This window comes from Enterococcus sp. AZ101 (genome assembly GCF_050499005.1).
Classification (GTDB): Bacteria; Bacillota; Bacilli; order Lactobacillales; family Enterococcaceae; genus Enterococcus_L; species Enterococcus_L ureilyticus.
In genome coordinates, this window is record NZ_JBMHEZ010000001.1 from 999,997 (window position 1) to 1,021,302 (window position 21,306).

Sequence of the window (21,306 nt, forward strand, 5' to 3'; positions counted from 1 at the left end):
TATCCAAAGAAATAAGTAACTAATGATAGTATATATCTAAAGGAAGAAAAAGTAAACTTTAAGTATTTTATTTTGTATGAAAGTTGGCTTATTAGAGATTTCATTCCAGTTCTACTTCTTCTGAATTTATTGTGATAGGCACTTTCTTTTTTAATAGCCAACCGGTTTTTTCTAATTCATTTAAAGAAATAGAAACTCTAGATTGAGATGTCCGACAAAACTTTGATAAAATTTCTTGTGTGACAAATGTCGGCAGTTCGATTTGCTCTGTTTCTGTCAAATGCCCGATATGATCACTTAAATAGCTTAGAGCTTGTTTGATTCGGGCTGCAGTTGGCAAATGTAAGAACTCAAAGTAGCTATAATGTCGTTGAAAAATATCGGCAAAATTAGTCAATAGCAACTCATAATAGTTTGGCACTTCATTCAATGTATTTAAGAGAATCGTTTTCGGGATACTAAAAATAGTGGACTCTTCACTAATAACTCGAACGGAGTGAGTTTTTTGGTTAAATGTAGAAAAACTATCTAACCCAAAAAAATCATTTTGAAAAATGAAAGATGAGATATAGCGTTTGTCATCGTTCAATATTTCGACACAGATTACCCCTGAAACAACGTAATACAAGGTTTTGGCTTTATCATATTCATCGATGATCAAATTGCTTTTTACATAGTGTTTTTCTGTCCAGTCAAAGGGTCTCTTTTTTTTCAAGTAGTTGATCAAGCGCGTATTTTCTTTATATAATTCGATAAGTCATGGCTCCTTATTTTAAAAGCTGAACAAGTAGCTCAGTCAGTTAGAGAATTCATAGTCAGTGGAAAAAGTATAGCATAATTTTTAGGGGGAATAAAAGAGTCTATTCTTGATTTACCTAATTTATACCAAAGCCAGAGCAATTTATATCATTGATATAAATTGTTTTTTTTGTTTCCTCTAAAATAAGGTTTACCAGCTAACTGTATGGCTTGTGCAGTACAGTATCTATCTAAGAAAGGGAGGATGCAGGTGAATTATGACGGCAACAGACCTATTTATCAACAAATCATCGAACAGGTTGAACAATGGATTGTTAACGGTCATTGGCAGCAAAATGAAAAAGTACCGTCTGTCAGACAATTAGCAGAAGATTTAGCAGTAAATCCAACCACAGTTCAACGAGCGTACAGTATTTTAGAACAAGAAGAAATATTGATCAGTCAGAGAGGAATTGGGAAATTCGTGACACATAATGTCGGTAAAATTACAGATCTACGCTTTCGATTGATTGAGGCACACTTGACAGCGTTTATTATTCAATTACAAAAGTTTGAGTTAACACAAAGTGAACGAGACCATATCATTGAACGGATTGTGAGGACTGCAAATGAATAAATTACAGGTAAAAAATGGTAGCAAACGATACAAAAAAACTATTTTTCAAGAGCTGTCTTTTACGTTAGAAAACGGTCAAATTCTAGGAATTCTCGGGAAAAATGGAACTGGCAAAACAACATTATTAGACTGTATTTCAGGGCAACGGAAAATAAGCTCCGGGACGATTCTCTATAATGACCAAATACAAAGCAGTCCAGCATTTAAAACAAATATAGCTTATGTTTCAACAATTGATTATTTTGAAGCTACCGAAACCGTTCGGCAAATTCTGCTGGAGTATACGACCTTATTTCCTGGTTTTCATTTAGAAAAAGCAATGGAGCAATTAGAAATTTGGCATATTTCTCCAAAACAAAAGTGGCAGGAACTTTCTGAAGGCACCAAAGTCAAAGTGAAAATAGCTTGTGAATATGGCAAAGAAACAAGCATTTTCCTATTAGATGAACCATTTGCTTACTTGGATTATTCATCACGGATTCAAGTGAAACAGTTGTTGAGAAAAGCCAGTGGAGAAAATAAAGTAATTATTGTTTCGACGAATTTTATTGAAGAGATGGATACATTATTTACGGATGTGTTATTCATGAATCCCAATCGATTCTGCGAAGTGATCGATTTAGAAGATTTACGCGAACGCAAAAGTATGTCGCTGAAAGAAATCTATGAGGAGGAAGCTGATGATACGTTTATTTAATTTTTACCATGAAAAAAGCAAAAAATTCTTTTTAAGTAGCCTACTGTTGACTTTGACCAGCTATTTTGCTAAATATGTTTTTCAACTAACTATGCCAGAATCTCAATGGAATCGTTTGCCGATCATTCTTTCAGTTATTGCAGCAATCGTTTTGACTTGGCGGATCAATCAACTGGATATTCAGTCAAATCACCGCACATTAGCCAGTACGGTTACTCAATCGACCTTTGAAAAGATGGTTGCAAAATATTTATTGTCCTATCTGCAAGTGATTTTAATTGGTGGAGTAAATCTTATTTTTAATTTTTCAACAATCTCTTTGAACCTGAGTGAGTTAGTACTTTTAGCTTTAGAATTAGCGGTTTACCTTGCGGGTATAATCAGTTACTTAGTGTTATTTAGAGGGGTTGTAGCAAAACTATGGCTGCCAAATTTCTCAAAAACGTTTGTCATAGCCATTGGGTGGGGCTTGGTCGTACTTTTGAATGATATTGCGCGTTACTATTTTCCTCAAAGTGTGACGATTGCTTTGCCAATCAATCATGGAAAGTTTTATCCAAGTACGTTTATTTTAAATGCATGCTTGTCAGCAACGTTCGTATTTGTTTATTTATGGTTAGAAAGAAATCAAACGAACGATGATCGATAACAAATCAGACCCTGTTTTACATGAAATCATAGCAATAACCAAAGCGATGGATTTCGCCCTAATTTTAGGAACAAGTGGTAGTGGCAAGACAATTTTATGGAAGAAATCTATATTATGTTCCTATCTAACGTTATTTCAATTACTTTTGCCTATTTGATTCAATTTTTAGCAAATCCGCTGATCGAATCAAGGATTGGTTTTAAAGAAGTCATTTAAATAGCACTACTTAACGCTATAGCTACATTAGGAATCACTGCTGTATTAGGAATTTTTTTTGCACTATATCAAGTAGCCAAACTGGACCCAAGCACTGCCTTACGCTACGAATAAAAACGAAAGAAGGAAGAAAAATGAAAAAATTATGGGAGAATAAACTGGTTAGATATGGAGTGATCAGTGTGGTGTTACTTATTCTTGGAGCCGCTGGATTTTTAGGCTACTACCGCATGGCAAGAGTTCAAGGTGTTATTTCAAGTTATGAGATCAACGAAGCGTTAAAAGAAAAAGCAAATTCGTATAAAGCTGTTATCTACACACAAGATCGTGCCTTTAAAAATGAAGTAATCAATGAACTTAAAAAAAATCTAGTTGATGAAAATATTTACTTAAAAGTCGAGCCTGTCGAAGATCTTGGTGAAAGTAAAATCGAAGAATGGGATAAAGTGATTATACTATCCACCGTTCAATCAAGCGATCCTCCAAAAGCAGTTTTAGATTATATCAACAAGCACAAAAATGAAGAAAAATTAAGTATATATTTGACAGCCGATTCAGGCACTTGGTCAAAAGACCCTGGATATCTGGATGTTACAACTGCTGTGTCTAAAACGGAAAATATCACTGTATTTAGTCGGAGAATCAGAGAATTTTTATTAAATTAATAAAAAATGAAATGAAGAAAATAAACGCTGTTCGCTTGTAAAAAGAACGTATGTTTGCTATTCTGTTATTCATAGGGAGGGATAAGTATGAGTGCAACCTTTAGTGTAACCAAATGGGATGAACAACCCGTCGATGAATCAAAAATAGCGTTTCCAGTGAATCGAGTCCAAGCAGAATATGAGCTTGAAGGTGATTTACAAGGGAAAGCGTGGATCGAGTATCTTCTTTATTATTTAGAAAGTCAGTCAGAAGATGGTCATCTAGCAACAGCAAGAATAACAGGATTTCTTCATTTTGAAGGCCAATATAAAGGAAAAACAGGAACCTTTACAGCGGCTGAAAAAGGTATTTTCGATAAAGGCTCCCTTGATTCACCAGGAATGCTTATTCAAGGTACTGGAGAATTACACAGCTTGACGGGTTCTTATCAATATGATTTTGTCGGCGAAAATAGTAAGCTGATTCTGGATTTTAAGGACAATAAATAGTTTATCCAGATTATACATTATCTAACAGGGCATAATAAAGCGAAAGCTAGCTTATTAGCATCTCAGTTGTAGTTTTCCAAGCATAATAACGATATTTTATCTACGCTTGGTTTTTCCAGTATATACTCAAAGTGGACGAGCTGCTGGTAGTTGTTTATTGAATACACACCATTTATCAGTTACTTTTGTCGACGATAAAGAACAGGATCAGCTTATTTTGCGAGTGTTGCATCACTTGTTAATAAGTTACCCTCTCTATTTAAAAAGCAAGTAAAACCGTATATCGATATTGATTTTTCAACTTGTGGATGAGAAGATGAAGTAGCTTGGTGCAGCTGTTGAAATAATAAAATCAATTGAGTTAAAAGAAAAAATCAAGGTGGAAATCAAAAGAATCAATCAGCTCTATTTTTAAGAAATTTGTTTTAAATAGTTCATTATTCCTCTTGAAACAATGACTATTGCTTGAGATAATAGCAAGGGAAAGAGGGATCATATGAGACAAATTTGGCTTGAGCGATTACTTCGTTGGAATGCACAGCTTCAAAAGTTATTAAAGGGCAGATATGCGCGCATGGATCAACTGAATAGTACCTTGATGAAGGGAAGCTTCGTCTTAATACTGCTTAACTTATTTTTACCGACTTCAATAGCAAGTTGGTTGGCAGCTGGTCTTTTACTGTGGCTAAACTATCGATTTTTCTCAAAAAGAATTTATCAACGTTCAAATGAAAATACTCGTTATGTTTTAAAAATGCAACAGTTAAAATCTCGATTTGCGACTGTCAAAGAAAAATTCAAAGAGCGTAAAATCTATACCTTTTTTAAGTGTCCAAAGTGTAAACAACAATTACGAGCACCGAAAGGAAAAGGGAAAATAAAAGTCACATGTTCAACGTGTAAAGAACAATTCAATAGAATAGTTTAAAAATAACTTCTGAGAGTTTTTGTTAAATCTCAGGGGTTCTTTTCATTTATTTTGAAAAGCGAACAATAAGATATTTCTAAAGTATTTTGTTCTGATTTTCCGTTAATAATTGAACTAATTATGATATAATAGGAAAAACTTATGCTGCTTTAAAAGCTGAATTTATGGCTTTTTTGTTATCAAGCGTTTAAATTAGGAGGAAATTACATGCGTGCAGTTTTAACAGTTATCGGTAAGGATAAGGTAGGAATCATTGCTGGTGTTAGTCAAAAATTAGCAGAACTGGATATGAACATCATTGATGTTAGTCAAACAATCATGGATAGTTATTTTACGATGATGATGGTATTAGAAATTTCAAAAGAGAATAATAACTTAGAAAAGATTCGGGCTGAACTAAATGCATTAGGGGAAAAGTTAGGTGTGACAATCAGTATTCAAAATGAAGAAATTTTCAATGTAATGCACAAACTATAATATAGAATATTGTATTCTCTAATTTTCCGTCTGACCATTTAAAAAAAGCTAAAAGCTGATTGTCGTCAGGCAAGGCTGAGCGAACTTGTTCAGTGTTTCATACTAAACTATGGCTACACAGATTATTCTCTAAACGAGCCTGTGTAGCTTTCAAATTCGGGAGGAACTACTTTGGAAACAAATCAAATTTTAGAAACAATTCGTATGATTGAAGAAGAAAATTTGGATATCAGAACGATCACAATGGGTATTTCGTTGTTAGATTGTATTGACAGTGACAGTGATCGAGCTTGCCAAAAGATTTATGATAAAATCACCCGTTTAGCTAAAAATTTAGTTAAAGTTGGAGAAGAAATCGAATCGGAATATGGCATTCCAATCATCAACAAACGCATTTCCGTAACACCAATCGGAATCGTTGCAGCTGCTAGTTCAGATACTGATTACGTTAAATATGCTAAAGCACTCGATAAAGCGTCTCAAGCAGTTGGTGTGAACTTTATTGGGGGATTTAGTGCGCTAGTTGAAAAAGGCTACCAACACGGTGATGACATTTTAATCAATTCAATTCCTCAAGCATTAGCTGAAACAGAGTTTGTCTGTTCTTCAGTTAATATTGGCTCAACGAAAGCCGGAATCAATATGGATGCAGTTCGTCATATGGGCTATGTCATCAAAGAAACGGCAGCAAAATCTGATATGGGCTGCGCAAAATTAGTTGTTTTTGCAAATGCAGTAGAAGATAATCCATTTATGGCAGGGGCATTTCATGGTGTTGGTGAGGCTGATTGCGTAATCAATGTCGGTGTTAGTGGACCTGGTGTAGTCAAAAGAGCGCTAGAAAAGGTCAAAGGGGAACCATTTGATATTGTTGCTGAAGTTGTAAAACAAACGGCCTTTAAAATTACTAGAATGGGTCAACTAGTTGGGAAAATAGCATCCGAACGTTTAAATGTTCCATTTGGAATCGTAGATTTATCTTTGGCACCAACGCCTGCAGTGGGGGATAGTGTAGCCTATATTTTAGAAGAGATGGGTTTAGAAAGTGTGGGAACGCATGGAACAACTGCAGCATTAGCTTTATTGAATGACGCAGTGAAAAAAGGCGGTGTAATGGCTTGTAACCATGTTGGAGGGCTATCTGGTGCCTTTATACCGGTTTCAGAAGATGCTGGAATGATCGATGCGGTCAATAATGGCGCATTAAATTTGGAAAAATTAGAAGCGATGACAGCAATCTGCTCTGTTGGTCTAGATATGATTGCTATACCAGGAGAAACGTCTGCTGAGACAATTGCCGCAATGATCGCTGATGAAGCAGCAATTGGTGTGATCAACCACAAAACGACAGCAGTGCGAATCATACCGGCAAAAGGAACAAAAGTTGGTGACATGGTAGAATTTGGCGGTTTATTAGGTCGAGCACCCGTTATGAAAGTGAATGACTATGCTTCGACAGACTTCATTTTACGTGGGGGAAGAATACCAGCTCCAATCCACTCGTTTAAAAATTAGATTAAAATGAGTATCTAAGTATTGGTGATAAAAAGATGTATGGTATAATAAAACAGTAGCTTGATTATTGTGTTTTCAGACATAACAAAATAGAAAAAATAATTATTGGACTTAAAAAAGGAGATTTTAATTAATGGAAATAAAACGTCAACAAGAAGTCGTAGAAGCTTTTCATTACGACATGCGTACAGAAGATATGGGAGAGGTAGAAACAGATCTTAGAGTTGGTTTTTCACCAATTGAATCAACGGATGAAAACTATCCAAAAGAAAACTCGATCATTGCAGCGCGCTTAGAGTTTCGCTTAATTTTTGAGGAATATATTTTGTCAGGTTCAGTTAGCCAAATCAATCATGTGATCAATCATAAAATTGAAAACCAAGAAGATATCTCTCAAGAAGAAGTAGACGAGTTAGTAAGCCCATTATTTAGCATTGTGCAACGTATGGCATATGAAATTACTGAAATTGCCCTTGATAAACCAGGAATCCAGTTAAATTTCCAATCAGCAGCTGAATAACAAAATAGCGAAAAGAGTTTGTGATAGTTTTAAACTATCACAAACTCTTTTTTCTATCATTATAGAAACAAAATAATACCCCTTGGCCCATTAAATCAGTTACAATAAGAACATCACTGAAAATGAGCTTCTTTATTTTTAGGGGAATCATTGAAGAATGATTTCCGGGAACCTTTACTTCCTTTGATGGACTTGTCATTTAAACTAAATTACAGGAGGGAAAAAAATGACAACACTCATCACTGTTTTAGTGGTCCTTACTTTTCTTGCAGTGTTATACGTCTTTTATCGGATGCAGAAAAAACACTATAAATTTTCAACGCGTGTTTTTGCCGCATTAGGTGTTGGTATTGTATTAGGTGCAATTATTCAATTCGCATTCGGTACACAAGATAAAATCACAACGCAAGCAATGGAATGGATCAGTATTGTAGGTAATGGATATGTAGCATTTTTACAAATGCTCGTAATCCCCTTAGTTTTTGTTTCGATCGTAGGAGCATTTACTAAAATGAAAGAATCCAAGCAAGTTGGGAAAATTAGCTTTACCGTCCTAGCAACCTTGTTAGGGACAACAGCTATAGCCGCTTTAGTTGGAATCGGAACAACCTTATTATTTGGGCTACAAGGCGCAAAATTTACAGAAGGAACGGTAGAAACGGCACGGATCGCAGAACTTGCAACTCGACAGGAAACCGTTGAAAACCTATCGATTCCTCAACAAATTTTATCTTTTATTCCTAAAAATATTTTCGCGGATTTTGCTGGCACCCGTCCAACAAGTACGATTGGCGTGGTTATTTTTGCCGCATTCGTTGGGATTGCCTATTTAGGTATTAAAAGAAAAGCACCAAAAGAAGCAGAATTTTTTGCAAACTTGATCGACAGTCTTTATAAAATCACGATGCGAATCGTGACATTGGTTTTACGTTTAACACCTTATGGGGTTTTAGCATTGATGACCAATGTTGTTGCGACAAGTGACTATAATGCAATCCTTAATTTAGGAAAATTTGTATTAGCTTCCTACACCGCATTAATCATTGTAATGTTGGTTCACTTAATAATCTTAATGGCAGTCAAAGTAAACCCTGTAAACTATTTGAAAAAATCGTTTCCAGTGTTGAGTTTTGCTTTTACATCAAGATCAAGTGCAGGAGCAATGCCTTTAAATATTGAAACACAAACAAAAGCTTTAGGTGTTGATGATGCCACAGCGAATTTCGCTGCAAGTTTTGGTATGTCAATTGGTCAAAACGGCTGTGCAGGCGTTTATCCTGCTATGCTGGCTACTATAGTTGCACCAACTGTGGGAATTAATGTCTTTAGTTTAGAATTTATCTTGATGCTAGTTGCAATTGTAACGATTAGTTCGTTTGGTGTAGCAGGTGTCGGTGGCGGGGCAACGTTTGCTTCGTTGATCGTATTAGGCGCAATGAACTTACCTGTAGCGATCGTTGGTTTGGTGATTTCTGTAGAACCATTGATCGATATGGCTAGAACGGCTGTTAATGTCAGCGACAGTATGGTAGCAGGAATCGTGACGAGTTCACGAATCAAAGAGTTAGACCGTGATGTCTTGAATGATAGCAGTTTAGTCATTGAAGAAAATGTTTAAAGAGTGATCCACTTCTCTTCCCCAATAGAGTTTAAAATAAAAAGAAGGTAAAAGCTATAGAGCTCTTACCTTCTTTTTTAATACCATTCGATATGTAGACCAACACCGACTTCTTCGATCGGCAGTTGAGACTGTATTTTCGCTTTAGCATGGAAAGAAACACAGTGACAGGGGTAGAGAGAAGTAATATGATTTTCCTGGAAATAACGAATCGTTTGTTCTAGTTGTTCATTGATGTCAAACAAATGAAAACCGCCAATCACACCTTTAATTGTTTGAGTCCCAGTAACTTGTTTCGCATATTCACAGATATTACTAATTCCACTGTGAGAGCATCCAGTAATAACAAAAATTCCGTCTTGTCCTTCAAAAACCAAAGCAGAATCATCTAAAACATAATCAGGTGTATAGCTCTGTGAGATTTTTGTTTCCCCCACTTGTTTGCGCGGTTCAAAGTTGACAAGTTCGGGTATTTCTCCCAAGAATGTGATGTTTTTAGAAATTTTTATTGGTTCTTTTGTAAGACGCACGCGATAGTTTTCTTTGAGTTCGCTTAACGTAACCGCTGATCCAATTACTACATCTTCTTCTTTTTTCGGGAAAAAAGCTAGTGGGTGTGCAACAATTTCAGGTTTTTGTTTTGTGAAGATATCAGAAATGATGCTTAGACCGCCAGTATGATCATTGTGCCCATGTGAGAGAGCCAACTTTGTTACTTGACTCAAGTCAATTCCTAATCCAGCTGCATTTTTCAAAAAGATGTCACTATAACCAGTATCGAAAAGAATTTTGTCCTCACCATCTTCGATGTAAAATGATAGAGCAGGTTCTCCATAGTAATAATGATCGATGTAAACATTATTATCCACCAAAACAGTTAATTTCATTTTTTCTCCTTCTTGAAGCAAAATTATTTTCATAAATCATACCATAAGCTATGATGGAAAGTATATAATAGAAAGATAGAACTATGACCTAAGAAGAGGAGTCAAATAATGTTTACAAATCAAATCAAAATTATGTTATATGTAACCAATGTAGAGGAATCAAGTAGATTTTGGCAAAAAATTGGTTTTGTAGAAAAAGAAAGAGATGCAGTTGACGGTACCTTAGTTGTAGAGATTGCACCAAGTGAAACGGCAGAAACAATGATTGTCTTATACGATTTAGAATTTATTCAACAGCACTCACCTGAGGTTGCTGGGAATACACCATCATTGATGTTTTTTGCGGATAATGTAATAGAATTATACAAAAAAATGAAAGATGCTGGTGTGCGAGTAGGGGAATTAGTGCAATTACCTACTGGATTAGTTTTTAACTTTGCTGATAATGATGAGAATTATTTTGCGGTGTCTGGACAATAAGGAACCTATTTAAATGAACGACCTGAGCTTTTCTTTTTTTAGAAAGCTTAGGTCGTTTTATTTTGAAACATAATGAATTTAAGAGGTGATAGTGCGAAGTAAAAAAGTTCACCTCTATATGTGCATTACTCCACAAGCAAATAGCTCGCTTTTTTTATTTGTTTTTTTATATACTAAATATGTATGAAGAAAAAAACAGGGATTGTACAGTTATTATGGAGATAGCAAAACAGTTTCTTAGAAAAAGGAGAAAGATAAAATGGATTACCGCGTATTACTTTATTATAAATATACGACGATTGAAAACCCTGAAGAATTTGCAAAGGAGCATTTAGATTTTTGTAAATCGCTAAATCTAAAAGGCAGAATTCTAGTCGCAACAGAAGGAATCAATGGCACACTTTCAGGAACGATTGCTGATACAGATGCATATATGGAAGCGATGTTAGCAGATGAGCGTTTTAAAGATACGTACTTCAAAATTGATGAAGTGCCAGAAAATGCCTTTCATAAAATGTTTGTCCGTCCTAGAAAAGAATTAGTTTCTTTGAACTTAGAGGAAGATGTCAATCCTTTAGAAATAACTGGGAAATATTTAGAACCAGCTGAATTTAAAGAAGCATTACTTGATGAAGATACAGTTGTGATCGATGCTAGAAATGATTATGAATATGACTTAGGTCACTTTAGAGGTGCAGTTCGCCCAGATATTCGTAATTTTAGAGAATTACCACAATGGATCAGAGAAAACAAAGAACAATTTATGGATAAAAAAGTTGTGACTTATTGCACGGGTGGCATTCGTTGTGAGAAATTTTCGGGTTGGTTATTAAAAGAAGGCTTTGAAGATGTTGCACAACTTCATGGTGGGATTGCGGTCTACGGAAAAGATCCCGAGACAAGAGGTGAGCTTTGGGATGGTAAAATGTACGTATTTGATGAACGTATTAGTGTTGAAATCAATCATGTTGATAAAAAAATCATTGGAAAAGATTGGTTTGATGGTAGCCCTTGTGAGCGTTACATTAATTGTGCCAACCCATTCTGTAATAAACAAATATTAGCTTCAGAAGAAAACGAAGCAAAATATCTTGGTAGTTGTTCAGACGAATGTCGCCATCATCCTGCGAATCGTTATGTGATGAGAAATGAACTTTCAGAACAAGACGTGAAGGCTAGGCTTGAAGCAATTGCCAATTAAACAACTATTATAAAGTCTAAGGAAAATGATTGATTCATTTTCCTTAGACTTTTTTTTACAATAAAAAAATAAAAAATAGCATAAAGAACAACAAGAAAACGAAGTTGATTAAAGTAAACTGTAAAATAAACTGCTTTGATTGAGAAGGATAGTACTTTTTATATAATTTGAACCCAATTAAATTAGCTAATGAAGCAATGATCGTACCTAAGCCACCTACATTCACGCCCCAAAAGAGTGCTTGAGATTGAACGGTGAATGGCGCTATTAGAATAGCTGCTGGAACATTACTGATCATTTGACTAACGAGGATACTTCCAAAAAAAGTACGCGTATTCGTTGTAAATTGCTCTTTTATAAAAGTTGAAATCATTTCTACTTGAGAAAAGTTTCCCACAGCAATGAAGAAAAAAACAAACGTCCCCAATAATTTATAGTCAACACTGCTAAACGTCTTTTTATCATAGAAAATAAGGATGAGTGTAGCAATAGGAATGATAATGAAATAAGGAAAAATATTAAATACACCTAAAAGAATAAATAGACCGATCAAACTTAAAAAAAATGTTTTTTTCTTATTGATGATTGGAAGGAAACTATTTTGATTAGAAATCGTTGTTTTTTTTATAAATAGAAATGAGAGCAATAGAAATAAAAGCGAAGAAACGAGCAGCACAGATGCCCATACAAAAAATTCAGCCGTTGAAAGCGAGTAGTAAGAGAACAAGAAAAGATTTTGCGGATTTCCAAAAGGAAAAAAACTACTCCCTAAATTAGCAGCAACAATTAGCAATACAGCACCGGCAATTTTATCTGTCATTGTTGGAAATTTTTTGATGATCGTTAAATAAATAGGCATCAAGGTCAGTATCGCGACATCGTTTGTTAGAAGCATTGAACTAAAGAACGATAATAGGACGATATTTCTGATCAGGCTACGAGTTGTCGCCGAGAAATCAATCATTTTTTCTGCAAAAAAAGTTAAAATGCCAAGATTCTCAACATTCTTTACAAAAAGCATCAAACCAAATAAACAAAAAATGACTTTAAAATCGATTGTTTTCAATGAAAACGCACCGAAATAAAGACTAATAATCGCAATCACAAAAGAAATCGTAAATAATAAATCATCGGTAAAAAAAGTAATCATTCGTTTCATTCAACAATGCTCCTTTCGATAGTCTGTTCAAATTTACTTCAAAAAATCTAAAATATCAAGAACAAAGCAACCTCTCTAGCAACAAAATGGATCACTCAATAGTCTGAGTGATCCATTTTAGCATAAGTGATCAAATATTAAGAACTTTATCCAAGAAATCTTTGGTCCGTTCATTTTGCGGATTTTCAAAGATTTGTTGAGGCGTTCCATCTTCTAAGAAATTCCCACCATCGATAAACATCACGCGATTGGCCACTTCTTTAGCGAAGCCCATTTCGTGTGTCACAATGACCATTGTCATTCCTTGTTTAGCAAGTTTTTTCATCACATTTAGCACATCACCAACCATTTCTGGATCAAGTGCTGAAGTAGGTTCGTCAAACAGCATGATGTCTGGATTCATTGCTAAAGCTCGAGCAATTGCGACACGTTGTTTTTGACCGCCAGATAATGATTCAGGATAACTATCTTTTTTATCAGCTAGGCCAACTGTATCTAAAAGCTTGAGGGCTTTTTCTTCGGCTTCTTTTTTAGAAAGGCGTCCTAAATCTGTTGGAGCTAAGGTAATATTTTCCATGATAGATAAATGAGGGAACAGATTAAAATGCTGGAAAACCATTCCGATATGTTGACGAATTTTATTAATATTTGTATTTTTGTCTGTTAGATTCGCACCATCAATGATAATGTCACCGCTTGTTGCTTCTTCCAATTGATTTAAACAACGAAGAAAAGTACTTTTACCAGAACCAGAAGGACCAATTACACAAACCACATCGCCTTCTTGAATGGATACATTAATATCATTTAAAACGGTATTATCACCGTATTTTTTTACTAAATGTTCTACTAGAATTTTTTCCGCCATATTATTTCACCTTCTTTTCCAAAACTTTAGCTAATTTCGTTAAGGCAGTAATTAAAATCAAGTACATCATTGCGATGACGAAGTAAACCATCGTACTTTGTAAGTTTCTTGCAACGATGATTTTACCAGTTTGCAATAATTCAATCAAACCGATTGCCGAAAGTATCGTTGTATCTTTTAATGAGATAACGAATTGATTGACGAACGATGGGATCATGATTTTGATTGCTTGTGGTAAAATGATTTTTTGCATTGTCCGATTATAGGAAAGACCTAAGCTACGTGAAGCTTCCATTTGACCAACAGGTACAGCATTGATCCCGCCTCGTACAATTTCAGAGATATAAGCACTAGCATTTAAGGTCAACGTAATGATCCCAGCTAAGAATACTGGAATATTGAAACCTAAGATTCCTGGTAAGCCAAAGTAAATGAAGAACGCCAAGACCATCAAAGGAATTCCTCGGATAATATCCACATAAATCGTTGAAAGGATACGTAACGCTTTTGAGGGTGAAGCACTGAATAATCCCAAAATCACACCAACGATCAATGCAAGAATAAATGAAATCAAGGTCAATTGAATCGTCATCCATAAACCACTCAACAGACGTTTCCAATTGTTTTGGATCATACCCATAAAGGTTGATTCATCGACTTTACTTTCTGAAGAACCATCTTTTACATATTTTCCGATAATTTCATCGTATTCACCAGTTCGTTTTAACTCAGCCAACCCTTCGTTGAACATTTCGATTAATTCTGGATTTTTATCTTTTTTAACAGCGAAGCCGTACTTTCCGCCTTCTTCACGAGGAATCGGTGTTTCCAGTGGTTGCTTTTGTGCCACACCATAACCGATTACTGGATAATCATCCATCATAGCATCGATTTCACCAATCTCAAGAGCACTATATAAAGCGTCAGTTGTATCAAGGTATTTGATCGAATAATCATATTTATCTTTATTTGCTTCTAAGAAATCAGCACTTTCTGTTCCAATTTTTGCGCCAACTTTTTTATCTTTTAAATCTTCATAAGAATGGATCGAGTCATTGCCTTTTTTTACAGCGATTTGAATACCGCTATTGAAATAAGGCGTTGAGAAGTCAAATGATTTTTCACGTTCATCTGTGATGGTCATTCCTGCAATCATTGCATCTGCTTGCCCAGATTCAACAGCTTGAACAGCTGAGCTAAAGCCAATAAATTTAAATTCAATATTGAAATCTTGCAATTCAGCGATCCGATTTACTAAATCAACATCGATTCCTTCATATTTTCCATCTGCATTTTGAAACTCGAATGGAGCGAAGGTAGAATCACTAGCAATCACGTATGACTTTTTTTTTGGCTGGATCTTTTTCATTGTTGTATCAGATTCAGCTCCAGTAGAAATATACTTGCTTACAATTTCATCGTATTTACCTGAATTTTTTAACTCTTTGAGACCAGCATTGAATTGTTCAATTAATTCTTTATTTTGTCCTTTCTTAACAGCAAAACCGTAAGAACTCCCTTTTTCTTTTTCACCAACTAGCTGAAGTTTTTGCCCATTAGTGATAGCATAGCCTAAAACAGGGTAGTCATCAAAAATGGCATCAGCTTCACCATTTTCAAGTGCTTGATAAAGCCCGGTAGCATCGTCAAAGTTTTTGATCGTGTAGTCATATTTTTCTTGATTCTTTTCTAGGAAAGTTGCACTCTCTGTTCCTACTTTAGCAGCCACAGTCTTTCCTTTTAAGTCGTTATAATCTTTGATAGTATTGTTCCCTTTTTTGACCGCCATTTGTAAGCCACTATCAAAATAAGGTTCAGAAAAATCAAAAGATTTTTTGCGTTCATCTGTAATACTCATTCCGGCAATCATACCATCAACTTGCTTCGATTGTACGGCTTGGATTGCACTGTCAAAGCCCAACGGTTTTAAATCCACCTTAAAATCTTGATCATCCGCAATGGCTTGAAGTAAATCAACATCGATCCCCACATATTCTCCTTTGGAATCTTGAAATTCAAAGGGAGCAAAAGTCAAATCTGTTCCTATAGTATATGTTTTTTCTTCAGCCTGAGCATTTTGCCCAAGTGAGAATATCAGTAGACTTGCCATCATTACAATGAATGAAAGTAAAAAGTGTTTCCTTTTCATAAAATACCTCCTATATTTGCATATTTGATAATTATATAGTAAAAAAAGGCAAAAGCACAAGTCATTCACTATGATAAAATCAAAAAAAACTCATTTTCTCACATCTGATGTGATGAAATATGACATTTTGCGGTAGAAAATAAATATAAATGGCTAATAAGCTCTAGTTCTAGATAATCCTTTAAAGGCAAACAAAATATTAAATAAAATGTAAATTAGCAAAAAATGCGTATACGCAAACTGCTCTATAACTAGCGAAAATATGTTCGGTATGTTAAAATAATTTTAAGAGTTTCTTTTTAAATGTACCTTGTGAAATCCTTATTGTTTAAAACGAAGCTTTGAATTGATAAGCTCCCGAGACTATCACTTATCTGGATCACTAGCTTATATTAAAGTGAGATTTTTATAGAAAAAGAACAATAATTAAATAAAAGGAGGATGTTAAATGATAGAAAGAGAGACCTCCAATACATTTGACTTAGTATCAAAATATAAGCCGGATGGAGATCAACCAGAAGCAATTAAGAAGTTGGTCGAAGGTATCGAAGGCGGAGAAAAAGCACAAATTTTGTTAGGTGCTACAGGAACCGGGAAAACATTTACGATCTCCAATGTTATAACGGAAGTGAACAAGCCAACATTGGTTATTGCCCATAATAAGACCTTAGCTGGACAGCTTTATGGAGAATTTAAAGAATTCTTCCCTAATAATGCGGTCGAGTATTTTGTTAGTTATTATGACTACTACCAACCAGAGGCCTATGTTCCTTCAAGTGATACATATATAGAAAAAGATGCAAGCATCAATGATGAAATCGATAAATTGCGTCATTCTGCAACTAGTTCATTGTTAGAAAGAAATGATGTAATCGTGGTGGCGTCTGTTTCATGTATTTTTGGGTTAGGTGATCCTAAAGAATATAGTGAGCAAGTGGTGTCTATTCGAGTTGGAATGGAAATGGACCGAAGCCAGTTATTAACAGATCTCGTTAATATTCAATTTGAGCGAAACGATATTGATTTTCAACGTGGTCGCTTTCGCGTTCGAGGGGACGTGGTGGAAATTTTTCCTGCTTCAAGAGATGATCATGCCTTAAGAGTTGAATTTTTTGGAGATGAGATCGAGCGTATTAGAGAAGTTGATGCATTGACAGGTGAAGTGATTGGCGAGACGGAGCATGTAGCGATTTTCCCAGCAACTCACTTTGTTACCAATGAAGATCATATGGAGCATGCGATTTCTCAAATCCAAGAAGAATTAGATGCTCGTTTAAAGGTACTGCATAGCGAAAATAAATTATTGGAAGCACAACGTTTGGAACAACGGACAAATTATGACATTGAGATGATGAGAGAAATGGGCTATACATCTGGTATCGAAAATTATTCTCGTCATATGGATGGCCGCTCAGAGGGAGAGCCACCGTACACATTGATTGACTTCTTCCCTGATGATTTTCTACTTGTGATTGATGAATCCCATGTATCAATGCCGCAAATCCGTGGGATGTACAATGGGGACCGTGCTAGAAAACAAATGTTGGTGGACTATGGTTTCCGTTTGCCTAGTGCTTTGGATAATCGGCCTTTACGATTAGAAGAATTTGAAAAACATGTCCATCAAGTGGTATATGTTTCTGCCACTCCTGGACCGTACGAATATGAACAGACAGATACGGTGATTCCACAGATCATCCGACCGACTGGGCTCTTAGATCCGTTAATTGAAGTACGTCCGATCATGGGACAAATTGATGATTTAGTTGGTGAAATCCATGAGCGAGTAGCAAAAGATCAACGAGTGTTTATCACAACGCTAACCAAGAAAATGTCTGAAGATTTGACCGATTACCTAAAAGAGTTAGGAATCAAAGTAAAATATCTTCACAGTGATATCAAGACGCTTGAACGAACGGAGATTATTCGTGATTTACGTTTAGGAGAATTTGATGTATTGATTGGGATCAATTTACTTCGTGAAGGACTAGATGTGCCTGAGGTCTCTTTAATTGCGATTTTAGATGCAGATAAAGAAGGATTCTTAAGGAGTGAGCGCTCATTGATCCAAACAATCGGACGAGCAGCTCGTAACTCAGATGGACGTGTCATTATGTATGCTGACAAAATCACTGATTCGATGCAAAAAGCAATGGATGAGACAGCACGTCGCCGTTCGATCCAAGAAAAATACAATGAAGAACATGGTATTGTACCAAAAACAATCATTAAAGAAATTCGTGAGTTGATCTCTATTTCTAAGACAAATGAAAAAGGTGAAACATTCAAGATTGACAAGTCCTATCACGAGTTGACTCGTCAAGAAAAAGCCGATCTATTAATGAAGCTAGAGAAAGAAATGAGAGATGCTGCGAAAGCTTTAGACTTTGAAACAGCAGCGACTCTAAGAGATACGATCTTAGAACTAAAAGCAGGAGATTAAAGTATAGTGACTGCTTCATTTGATTGGTAAAAAACATGGATTAGGAACGAGAGCGGATTAACAGATTTTTTTTCAGCGCACTGTTCAAGATCCGCTCAAAATAATACTCGCTGTGTTTCACAGCAAAGGAGAGTAGTAATGGCAAATGATAAAATCGTCATTCATGGCGCACGCGCACATAATTTAAAGGACATAGATGTTACGATTCCTCGTGATAAAATGGTCGTAGTGACTGGCTTATCTGGTTCAGGGAAAAGTTCATTGGCATTTGATACCTTGTATGCAGAAGGTCAACGTCGATATGTAGAGAGTCTGTCAGCATATGCCAGACAATTTTTAGGTCAAATGGATAAGCCTGATGTAGATAGTATTGATGGATTGAGTCCCGCTATTTCGATTGATCAAAAAACTACCAGTAAAAATCCCCGTTCGACAGTAGGAACTGTAACGGAAATCAATGATTACTTAAGGCTCTTATTTGCTCGAGTGGGTCATCCCATTTGCCCTAACGATGGAACGGAAATCACCAGTCAATCTGTTGAACAAATGGTCGATAAAGTCTTAGAATTGCCTGAGAAAACTAAACTCCAGGTATTGGCTCCTGTGATCGTTAAGAAAAAAGGTCAACATAAGAAGATTTTTGAAATGATTCAGCGTGAAGGGTATGTTCGGATGCGTGTTGATGGAGAAACCTACGATGTAACAGAAGCTCCTGAACTTGAAAAAAATAAAAAACATGACATTGCGATCGTCATAGACCGAATCGTTGTAAAAGAAGGGATCAGGTCTCGTTTATTTGATTCTTTTGAAGCAGCACTGCGTCTGGCGGATGGTTATGCTTTGGTAGATGTGATTGATGGCGAAGAGATGCTTTTCAGCGAACACTATGCGTGTCCCTATTGTGGCTTTACAGTAGGTGAATTAGAACCTAGATTATTTTCATTCAATGCTCCATTTGGCGCTTGCCCTGACTGTGATGGATTAGGGATAAAATTAGAAGTCGATCGAGATTTAGTCATTCCAGATCCAACAAAAACATTGCGTGAAGGGGCAATTGCACCTTGGAACCCTATCAGTTCTCAATACTATCCGCAAATGTTGGAACAAGCAGCGGATAGTTTTAATATAGATATGGATACACCATTTAGTGAATTACCCGAAGAACACCAAGATATTATTTTAAATGGGTCAAAGGGGGAACCGTTTCATTTCCATTATGAAAATGATTTTGGTGGAGTACGAGATGTAGAAGTCCCCTTTGAAGGGGTCTTAACAAATATCAAACGTCGTTATCACGAAACCAATAGTGATTTTACTCGCGAACAAATGCGGCTATATATGACTGAACTAATGTGTCAAACCTGCTCTGGTTACCGTTTAAATCCTCAAGCGTTATCTGTTAAAATCGACAACACGAATATCGGTCAAGTTACAGGGTTGGCAATCAAAAATGCTGTGGCGTTTTTTGAAACACTTACTCTATCTGATCAAGAGCAAATAATTGCTAAACCAATCTTAAAAGAAGTGAAAGATCGGTTGAACTTTTTGGAAAATGTTGGGTTGGATTATTTAACTCTAAGTAGGGCAGCTGGAACATTGTCTGGTGGTGAGGCGCAACGTATTCGTTTAGCAACACAAATTGGTTCCAATTTATCAGGTGTATTGTATATTCTAGATGAACCTTCGATTGGATTACATCAAAGAGACAATGATCGATTGATTGAATCACTCAAAAAAATGCGTGATTTGGGAAATACGCTGATTGTTGTTGAACATGATGAAGATACAATGCGTGCATCGGATTATTTGATTGATGTCGGACCAGGTGCTGGACATTTAGGGGGAGAAATCGTAGCTTCTGGTACGCCAGATGAAGTAGCTAAAAATCCCAATTCCCTAACTGGTCAATATCTTTCGGGTAATAAAGTTATTCCTGTCCCGAAAGAACGTCGTAAAGGGAATGGCAAGAAAATAAAAGTTACCGGTGCTTCTGAAAATAACTTAAAAAATGTGACAGTAGAATTTCCTTTGGGGGAATTTATCGCAGTCACTGGGGTTTCAGGATCTGGGAAAAGTACCTTAGTAAATCAAATCCTAAAAAAGGCTCTAGCACAAAAAATTAATCGGAACTCCAATAAACCTGGAAAACATAAAAGTATCACAGGCTATAAGCATATCGAAAAAATCATTGATATTGATCAGAGCCCAATTGGACGAACACCGCGAAGTAACCCAGCCACATATACAAGTGTGTTTGATGATATTCGTGATTTGTTTGCAAAAACGAACGAAGCAAAAGTTCGCGGTTATAAAAAAGGGCGCTTTAGTTTTAATGTGAAAGGTGGACGTTGCGAAGCGTGTCGCGGGGATGGAATTATTAAAATTGAAATGCACTTTTTACCTGACGTGTACGTTCCCTGTGAAGTTTGTCATGGAAAACGTTACAATTCGGAAACATTAGAAGTTCATTATAAAGGGAAAAATATCTCTGATATTCTAGAGCTGACAGTTGAAGATGCAGTAGAATTCTTTCAACATATCCCTAAAATTCATCGGAAATTGAAAACAATCGTTGATGTTGGATTAGGCTATGTCACATTAGGGCAACCAGCAACTACATTGTCGGGTGGCGAGGCGCAGAGGATGAAGCTTGCAAGTGAACTTCACAAAAATTCAAATGGTAAAAATTTCTATATTTTAGATGAACCAACTACAGGATTGCATACAGATGACATCGCTCGTTTATTAGTCGTACTAGAAAGACTTGTAGAAGCGGGAAATACTGTTCTTGTTATTGAACATAACTTAGATGTAATCAAATCGGCAGATCATGTGATCGATTTAGGTCCTGAAGGTGGAGACGGTGGTGGAACAATCGTTGCTACAGGAACACCAGAAGAAATTGCTAAAGTCAAAACGAGTTATACTGGAAAATACCTCAAACGAGTTTTATAAAATGGTATACTCTAT

General features: G+C 35.9%; 19 protein-coding genes. 14 read left to right on the top strand and 5 right to left on the bottom strand.

What is annotated here, in order from left to right; all coding sequences use genetic code 11:
- Nucleotides 1-100 precede the first annotated feature (100 nt).
- A complete protein-coding gene (locus IGJ50_RS04650; RefSeq protein WP_429949114.1) occupies nucleotides 101-715 on the bottom strand; it encodes a Crp/Fnr family transcriptional regulator in 615 nt (204 codons plus the stop codon).
- A 288-nt stretch (nucleotides 716-1,003) separates the two neighbouring features.
- On the opposite strand from IGJ50_RS04650, the gene IGJ50_RS04655 reads away from it, so the two are divergent.
- From IGJ50_RS04655 to IGJ50_RS04700, 10 genes are all read left to right on the top strand, one after another.
- Nucleotides 1,004-1,375 carry a GntR family transcriptional regulator gene (locus IGJ50_RS04655; RefSeq protein ID WP_083244365.1) on the top strand — a complete coding sequence of 124 codons (372 nt, stop codon included), beginning with the start codon at nucleotides 1,004-1,006 and terminating at the stop codon, nucleotides 1,373-1,375.
- Nucleotides 1,368-2,072, top strand: coding sequence for an ATP-binding cassette domain-containing protein (locus IGJ50_RS04660; protein ID WP_429949116.1), 705 nt, complete (start codon nucleotides 1,368-1,370; stop codon nucleotides 2,070-2,072). The genes IGJ50_RS04655 and IGJ50_RS04660 overlap by 8 nt, the downstream gene beginning before the upstream one ends.
- Nucleotides 2,056-2,721 carry a hypothetical protein gene (locus IGJ50_RS04665; RefSeq protein ID WP_429949118.1) on the top strand — a complete coding sequence of 222 codons (666 nt, stop codon included), beginning with the start codon at nucleotides 2,056-2,058 and terminating at the stop codon, nucleotides 2,719-2,721. Before IGJ50_RS04660 ends, IGJ50_RS04665 begins: the two co-directional genes overlap by 17 nt.
- A gap of 350 nt (nucleotides 2,722-3,071) precedes the next feature.
- The gene (locus tag IGJ50_RS04670) at nucleotides 3,072-3,602 is read left to right on the top strand and encodes a hypothetical protein (protein ID WP_429949120.1); all 531 of its coding nucleotides are present in this window, start codon (nucleotides 3,072-3,074) and stop codon (nucleotides 3,600-3,602) included.
- Between the two features lie 87 nt (nucleotides 3,603-3,689).
- Entirely contained in the window at nucleotides 3,690-4,091 is a 402-nt protein-coding gene (locus tag IGJ50_RS04675; RefSeq protein WP_429949121.1) for a DUF3224 domain-containing protein, read from the top strand.
- Between the two features lie 496 nt (nucleotides 4,092-4,587).
- Nucleotides 4,588-5,019 carry a hypothetical protein gene (locus IGJ50_RS04680; RefSeq protein WP_069639602.1) on the top strand — a complete coding sequence of 144 codons (432 nt, stop codon included), beginning with the start codon at nucleotides 4,588-4,590 and terminating at the stop codon, nucleotides 5,017-5,019.
- Nucleotides 5,020-5,226: 207 nt separating this feature from the next.
- A complete protein-coding gene (locus tag IGJ50_RS04685) occupies nucleotides 5,227-5,496 on the top strand; it encodes an ACT domain-containing protein (protein ID WP_069639603.1) in 270 nt (89 codons plus the stop codon).
- Between the two features lie 171 nt (nucleotides 5,497-5,667).
- The gene (locus IGJ50_RS04690; RefSeq protein WP_429949124.1) at nucleotides 5,668-7,011 is read left to right on the top strand and encodes a PFL family protein; all 1,344 of its coding nucleotides are present in this window, start codon (nucleotides 5,668-5,670) and stop codon (nucleotides 7,009-7,011) included.
- Nucleotides 7,012-7,144: 133 nt separating this feature from the next.
- The gene (locus tag IGJ50_RS04695; protein ID WP_069639605.1) at nucleotides 7,145-7,531 is read left to right on the top strand and encodes a DUF1149 family protein; all 387 of its coding nucleotides are present in this window, start codon (nucleotides 7,145-7,147) and stop codon (nucleotides 7,529-7,531) included.
- A 226-nt stretch (nucleotides 7,532-7,757) separates the two neighbouring features.
- Nucleotides 7,758-9,149, top strand: a complete 1,392-nt coding sequence (locus IGJ50_RS04700; protein WP_069639606.1) for an L-cystine transporter — start codon at nucleotides 7,758-7,760, stop codon at nucleotides 9,147-9,149.
- A gap of 77 nt (nucleotides 9,150-9,226) precedes the next feature.
- On the opposite strand, the gene IGJ50_RS04705 is transcribed toward IGJ50_RS04700, so the two are convergent.
- A complete protein-coding gene (locus tag IGJ50_RS04705; protein ID WP_069639607.1) occupies nucleotides 9,227-10,036 on the bottom strand; it encodes an MBL fold metallo-hydrolase in 810 nt (269 codons plus the stop codon).
- A 108-nt stretch (nucleotides 10,037-10,144) separates the two neighbouring features.
- Here IGJ50_RS04705 and IGJ50_RS04710 point away from each other — a divergent pair, with 108 nt between their 5' ends.
- Nucleotides 10,145-10,516: a VOC family protein gene (locus tag IGJ50_RS04710; RefSeq protein ID WP_207120810.1), complete on the top strand. Its 372-nt coding sequence runs from the start codon at nucleotides 10,145-10,147 to the stop codon at nucleotides 10,514-10,516.
- Between the two features lie 259 nt (nucleotides 10,517-10,775).
- Complete coding sequence (locus IGJ50_RS04715; RefSeq protein ID WP_069639609.1) at nucleotides 10,776-11,717, top strand: rhodanese-related sulfurtransferase; 942 nt, start codon at nucleotides 10,776-10,778, stop codon at nucleotides 11,715-11,717.
- A gap of 55 nt (nucleotides 11,718-11,772) precedes the next feature.
- On the opposite strand, the gene IGJ50_RS04720 is transcribed toward IGJ50_RS04715, so the two are convergent.
- From IGJ50_RS04720 to IGJ50_RS04730, 3 genes are all read right to left on the bottom strand, one after another.
- Nucleotides 11,773-12,876, bottom strand: coding sequence for an SLC13 family permease (locus IGJ50_RS04720; protein WP_429949126.1), 1,104 nt, complete (start codon nucleotides 12,874-12,876; stop codon nucleotides 11,773-11,775).
- Between the two features lie 130 nt (nucleotides 12,877-13,006).
- Complete coding sequence (locus IGJ50_RS04725) at nucleotides 13,007-13,744, bottom strand: amino acid ABC transporter ATP-binding protein (RefSeq protein ID WP_069639611.1); 738 nt, start codon at nucleotides 13,742-13,744, stop codon at nucleotides 13,007-13,009.
- A gap of 1 nt (nucleotide 13,745) precedes the next feature.
- Entirely contained in the window at nucleotides 13,746-15,893 is a 2,148-nt protein-coding gene (locus IGJ50_RS04730) for an amino acid ABC transporter substrate-binding protein/permease (protein WP_429949128.1), read from the bottom strand.
- 448 nt (nucleotides 15,894-16,341) lie between these two features.
- Here IGJ50_RS04730 and uvrB point away from each other — a divergent pair, with 448 nt between their 5' ends.
- A complete protein-coding gene (uvrB, locus tag IGJ50_RS04735) occupies nucleotides 16,342-18,336 on the top strand; it encodes an excinuclease ABC subunit UvrB (protein ID WP_069639613.1) in 1,995 nt (664 codons plus the stop codon).
- A gap of 138 nt (nucleotides 18,337-18,474) precedes the next feature.
- The gene (gene uvrA / locus IGJ50_RS04740; RefSeq protein ID WP_429949130.1) at nucleotides 18,475-21,291 is read left to right on the top strand and encodes an excinuclease ABC subunit UvrA; all 2,817 of its coding nucleotides are present in this window, start codon (nucleotides 18,475-18,477) and stop codon (nucleotides 21,289-21,291) included.
- The last annotated feature ends 15 nt before the right edge of the window (nucleotides 21,292-21,306 follow it).

Coding starts and splice junctions, on each gene's coding strand:
- IGJ50_RS04665 (WP_429949118.1), top strand. CDS start 2,056: ATGATACGTTTATTTAATTTTTACCATGAAAAAAGCAAAAAATTCTTT.
- IGJ50_RS04680 (WP_069639602.1), top strand. CDS start 4,588: ATGAGACAAATTTGGCTTGAGCGATTACTTCGTTGGAATGCACAGCTT.
- IGJ50_RS04670 (WP_429949120.1), top strand. CDS start 3,072: ATGAAAAAATTATGGGAGAATAAACTGGTTAGATATGGAGTGATCAGT.
- IGJ50_RS04730 (WP_429949128.1), bottom strand. CDS start 15,893: ATGAAAAGGAAACACTTTTTACTTTCATTCATTGTAATGATGGCAAGT.
- IGJ50_RS04710 (WP_207120810.1), top strand. CDS start 10,145: ATGTTTACAAATCAAATCAAAATTATGTTATATGTAACCAATGTAGAG.
- IGJ50_RS04705 (WP_069639607.1), bottom strand. CDS start 10,036: ATGAAATTAACTGTTTTGGTGGATAATAATGTTTACATCGATCATTAT.
- IGJ50_RS04695 (WP_069639605.1), top strand. CDS start 7,145: ATGGAAATAAAACGTCAACAAGAAGTCGTAGAAGCTTTTCATTACGAC.
- IGJ50_RS04725 (WP_069639611.1), bottom strand. CDS start 13,744: ATGGCGGAAAAAATTCTAGTAGAACATTTAGTAAAAAAATACGGTGAT.
- IGJ50_RS04660 (WP_429949116.1), top strand. CDS start 1,368: ATGAATAAATTACAGGTAAAAAATGGTAGCAAACGATACAAAAAAACT.
- IGJ50_RS04720 (WP_429949126.1), bottom strand. CDS start 12,876: ATGAAACGAATGATTACTTTTTTTACCGATGATTTATTATTTACGATT.
- IGJ50_RS04655 (WP_083244365.1), top strand. CDS start 1,004: ATGCAGGTGAATTATGACGGCAACAGACCTATTTATCAACAAATCATC.
- uvrB (WP_069639613.1), top strand. CDS start 16,342: ATGATAGAAAGAGAGACCTCCAATACATTTGACTTAGTATCAAAATAT.
- IGJ50_RS04675 (WP_429949121.1), top strand. CDS start 3,690: ATGAGTGCAACCTTTAGTGTAACCAAATGGGATGAACAACCCGTCGAT.
- uvrA (WP_429949130.1), top strand. CDS start 18,475: ATGGCAAATGATAAAATCGTCATTCATGGCGCACGCGCACATAATTTA.
- IGJ50_RS04700 (WP_069639606.1), top strand. CDS start 7,758: ATGACAACACTCATCACTGTTTTAGTGGTCCTTACTTTTCTTGCAGTG.
- IGJ50_RS04715 (WP_069639609.1), top strand. CDS start 10,776: ATGGATTACCGCGTATTACTTTATTATAAATATACGACGATTGAAAAC.
- IGJ50_RS04685 (WP_069639603.1), top strand. CDS start 5,227: ATGCGTGCAGTTTTAACAGTTATCGGTAAGGATAAGGTAGGAATCATT.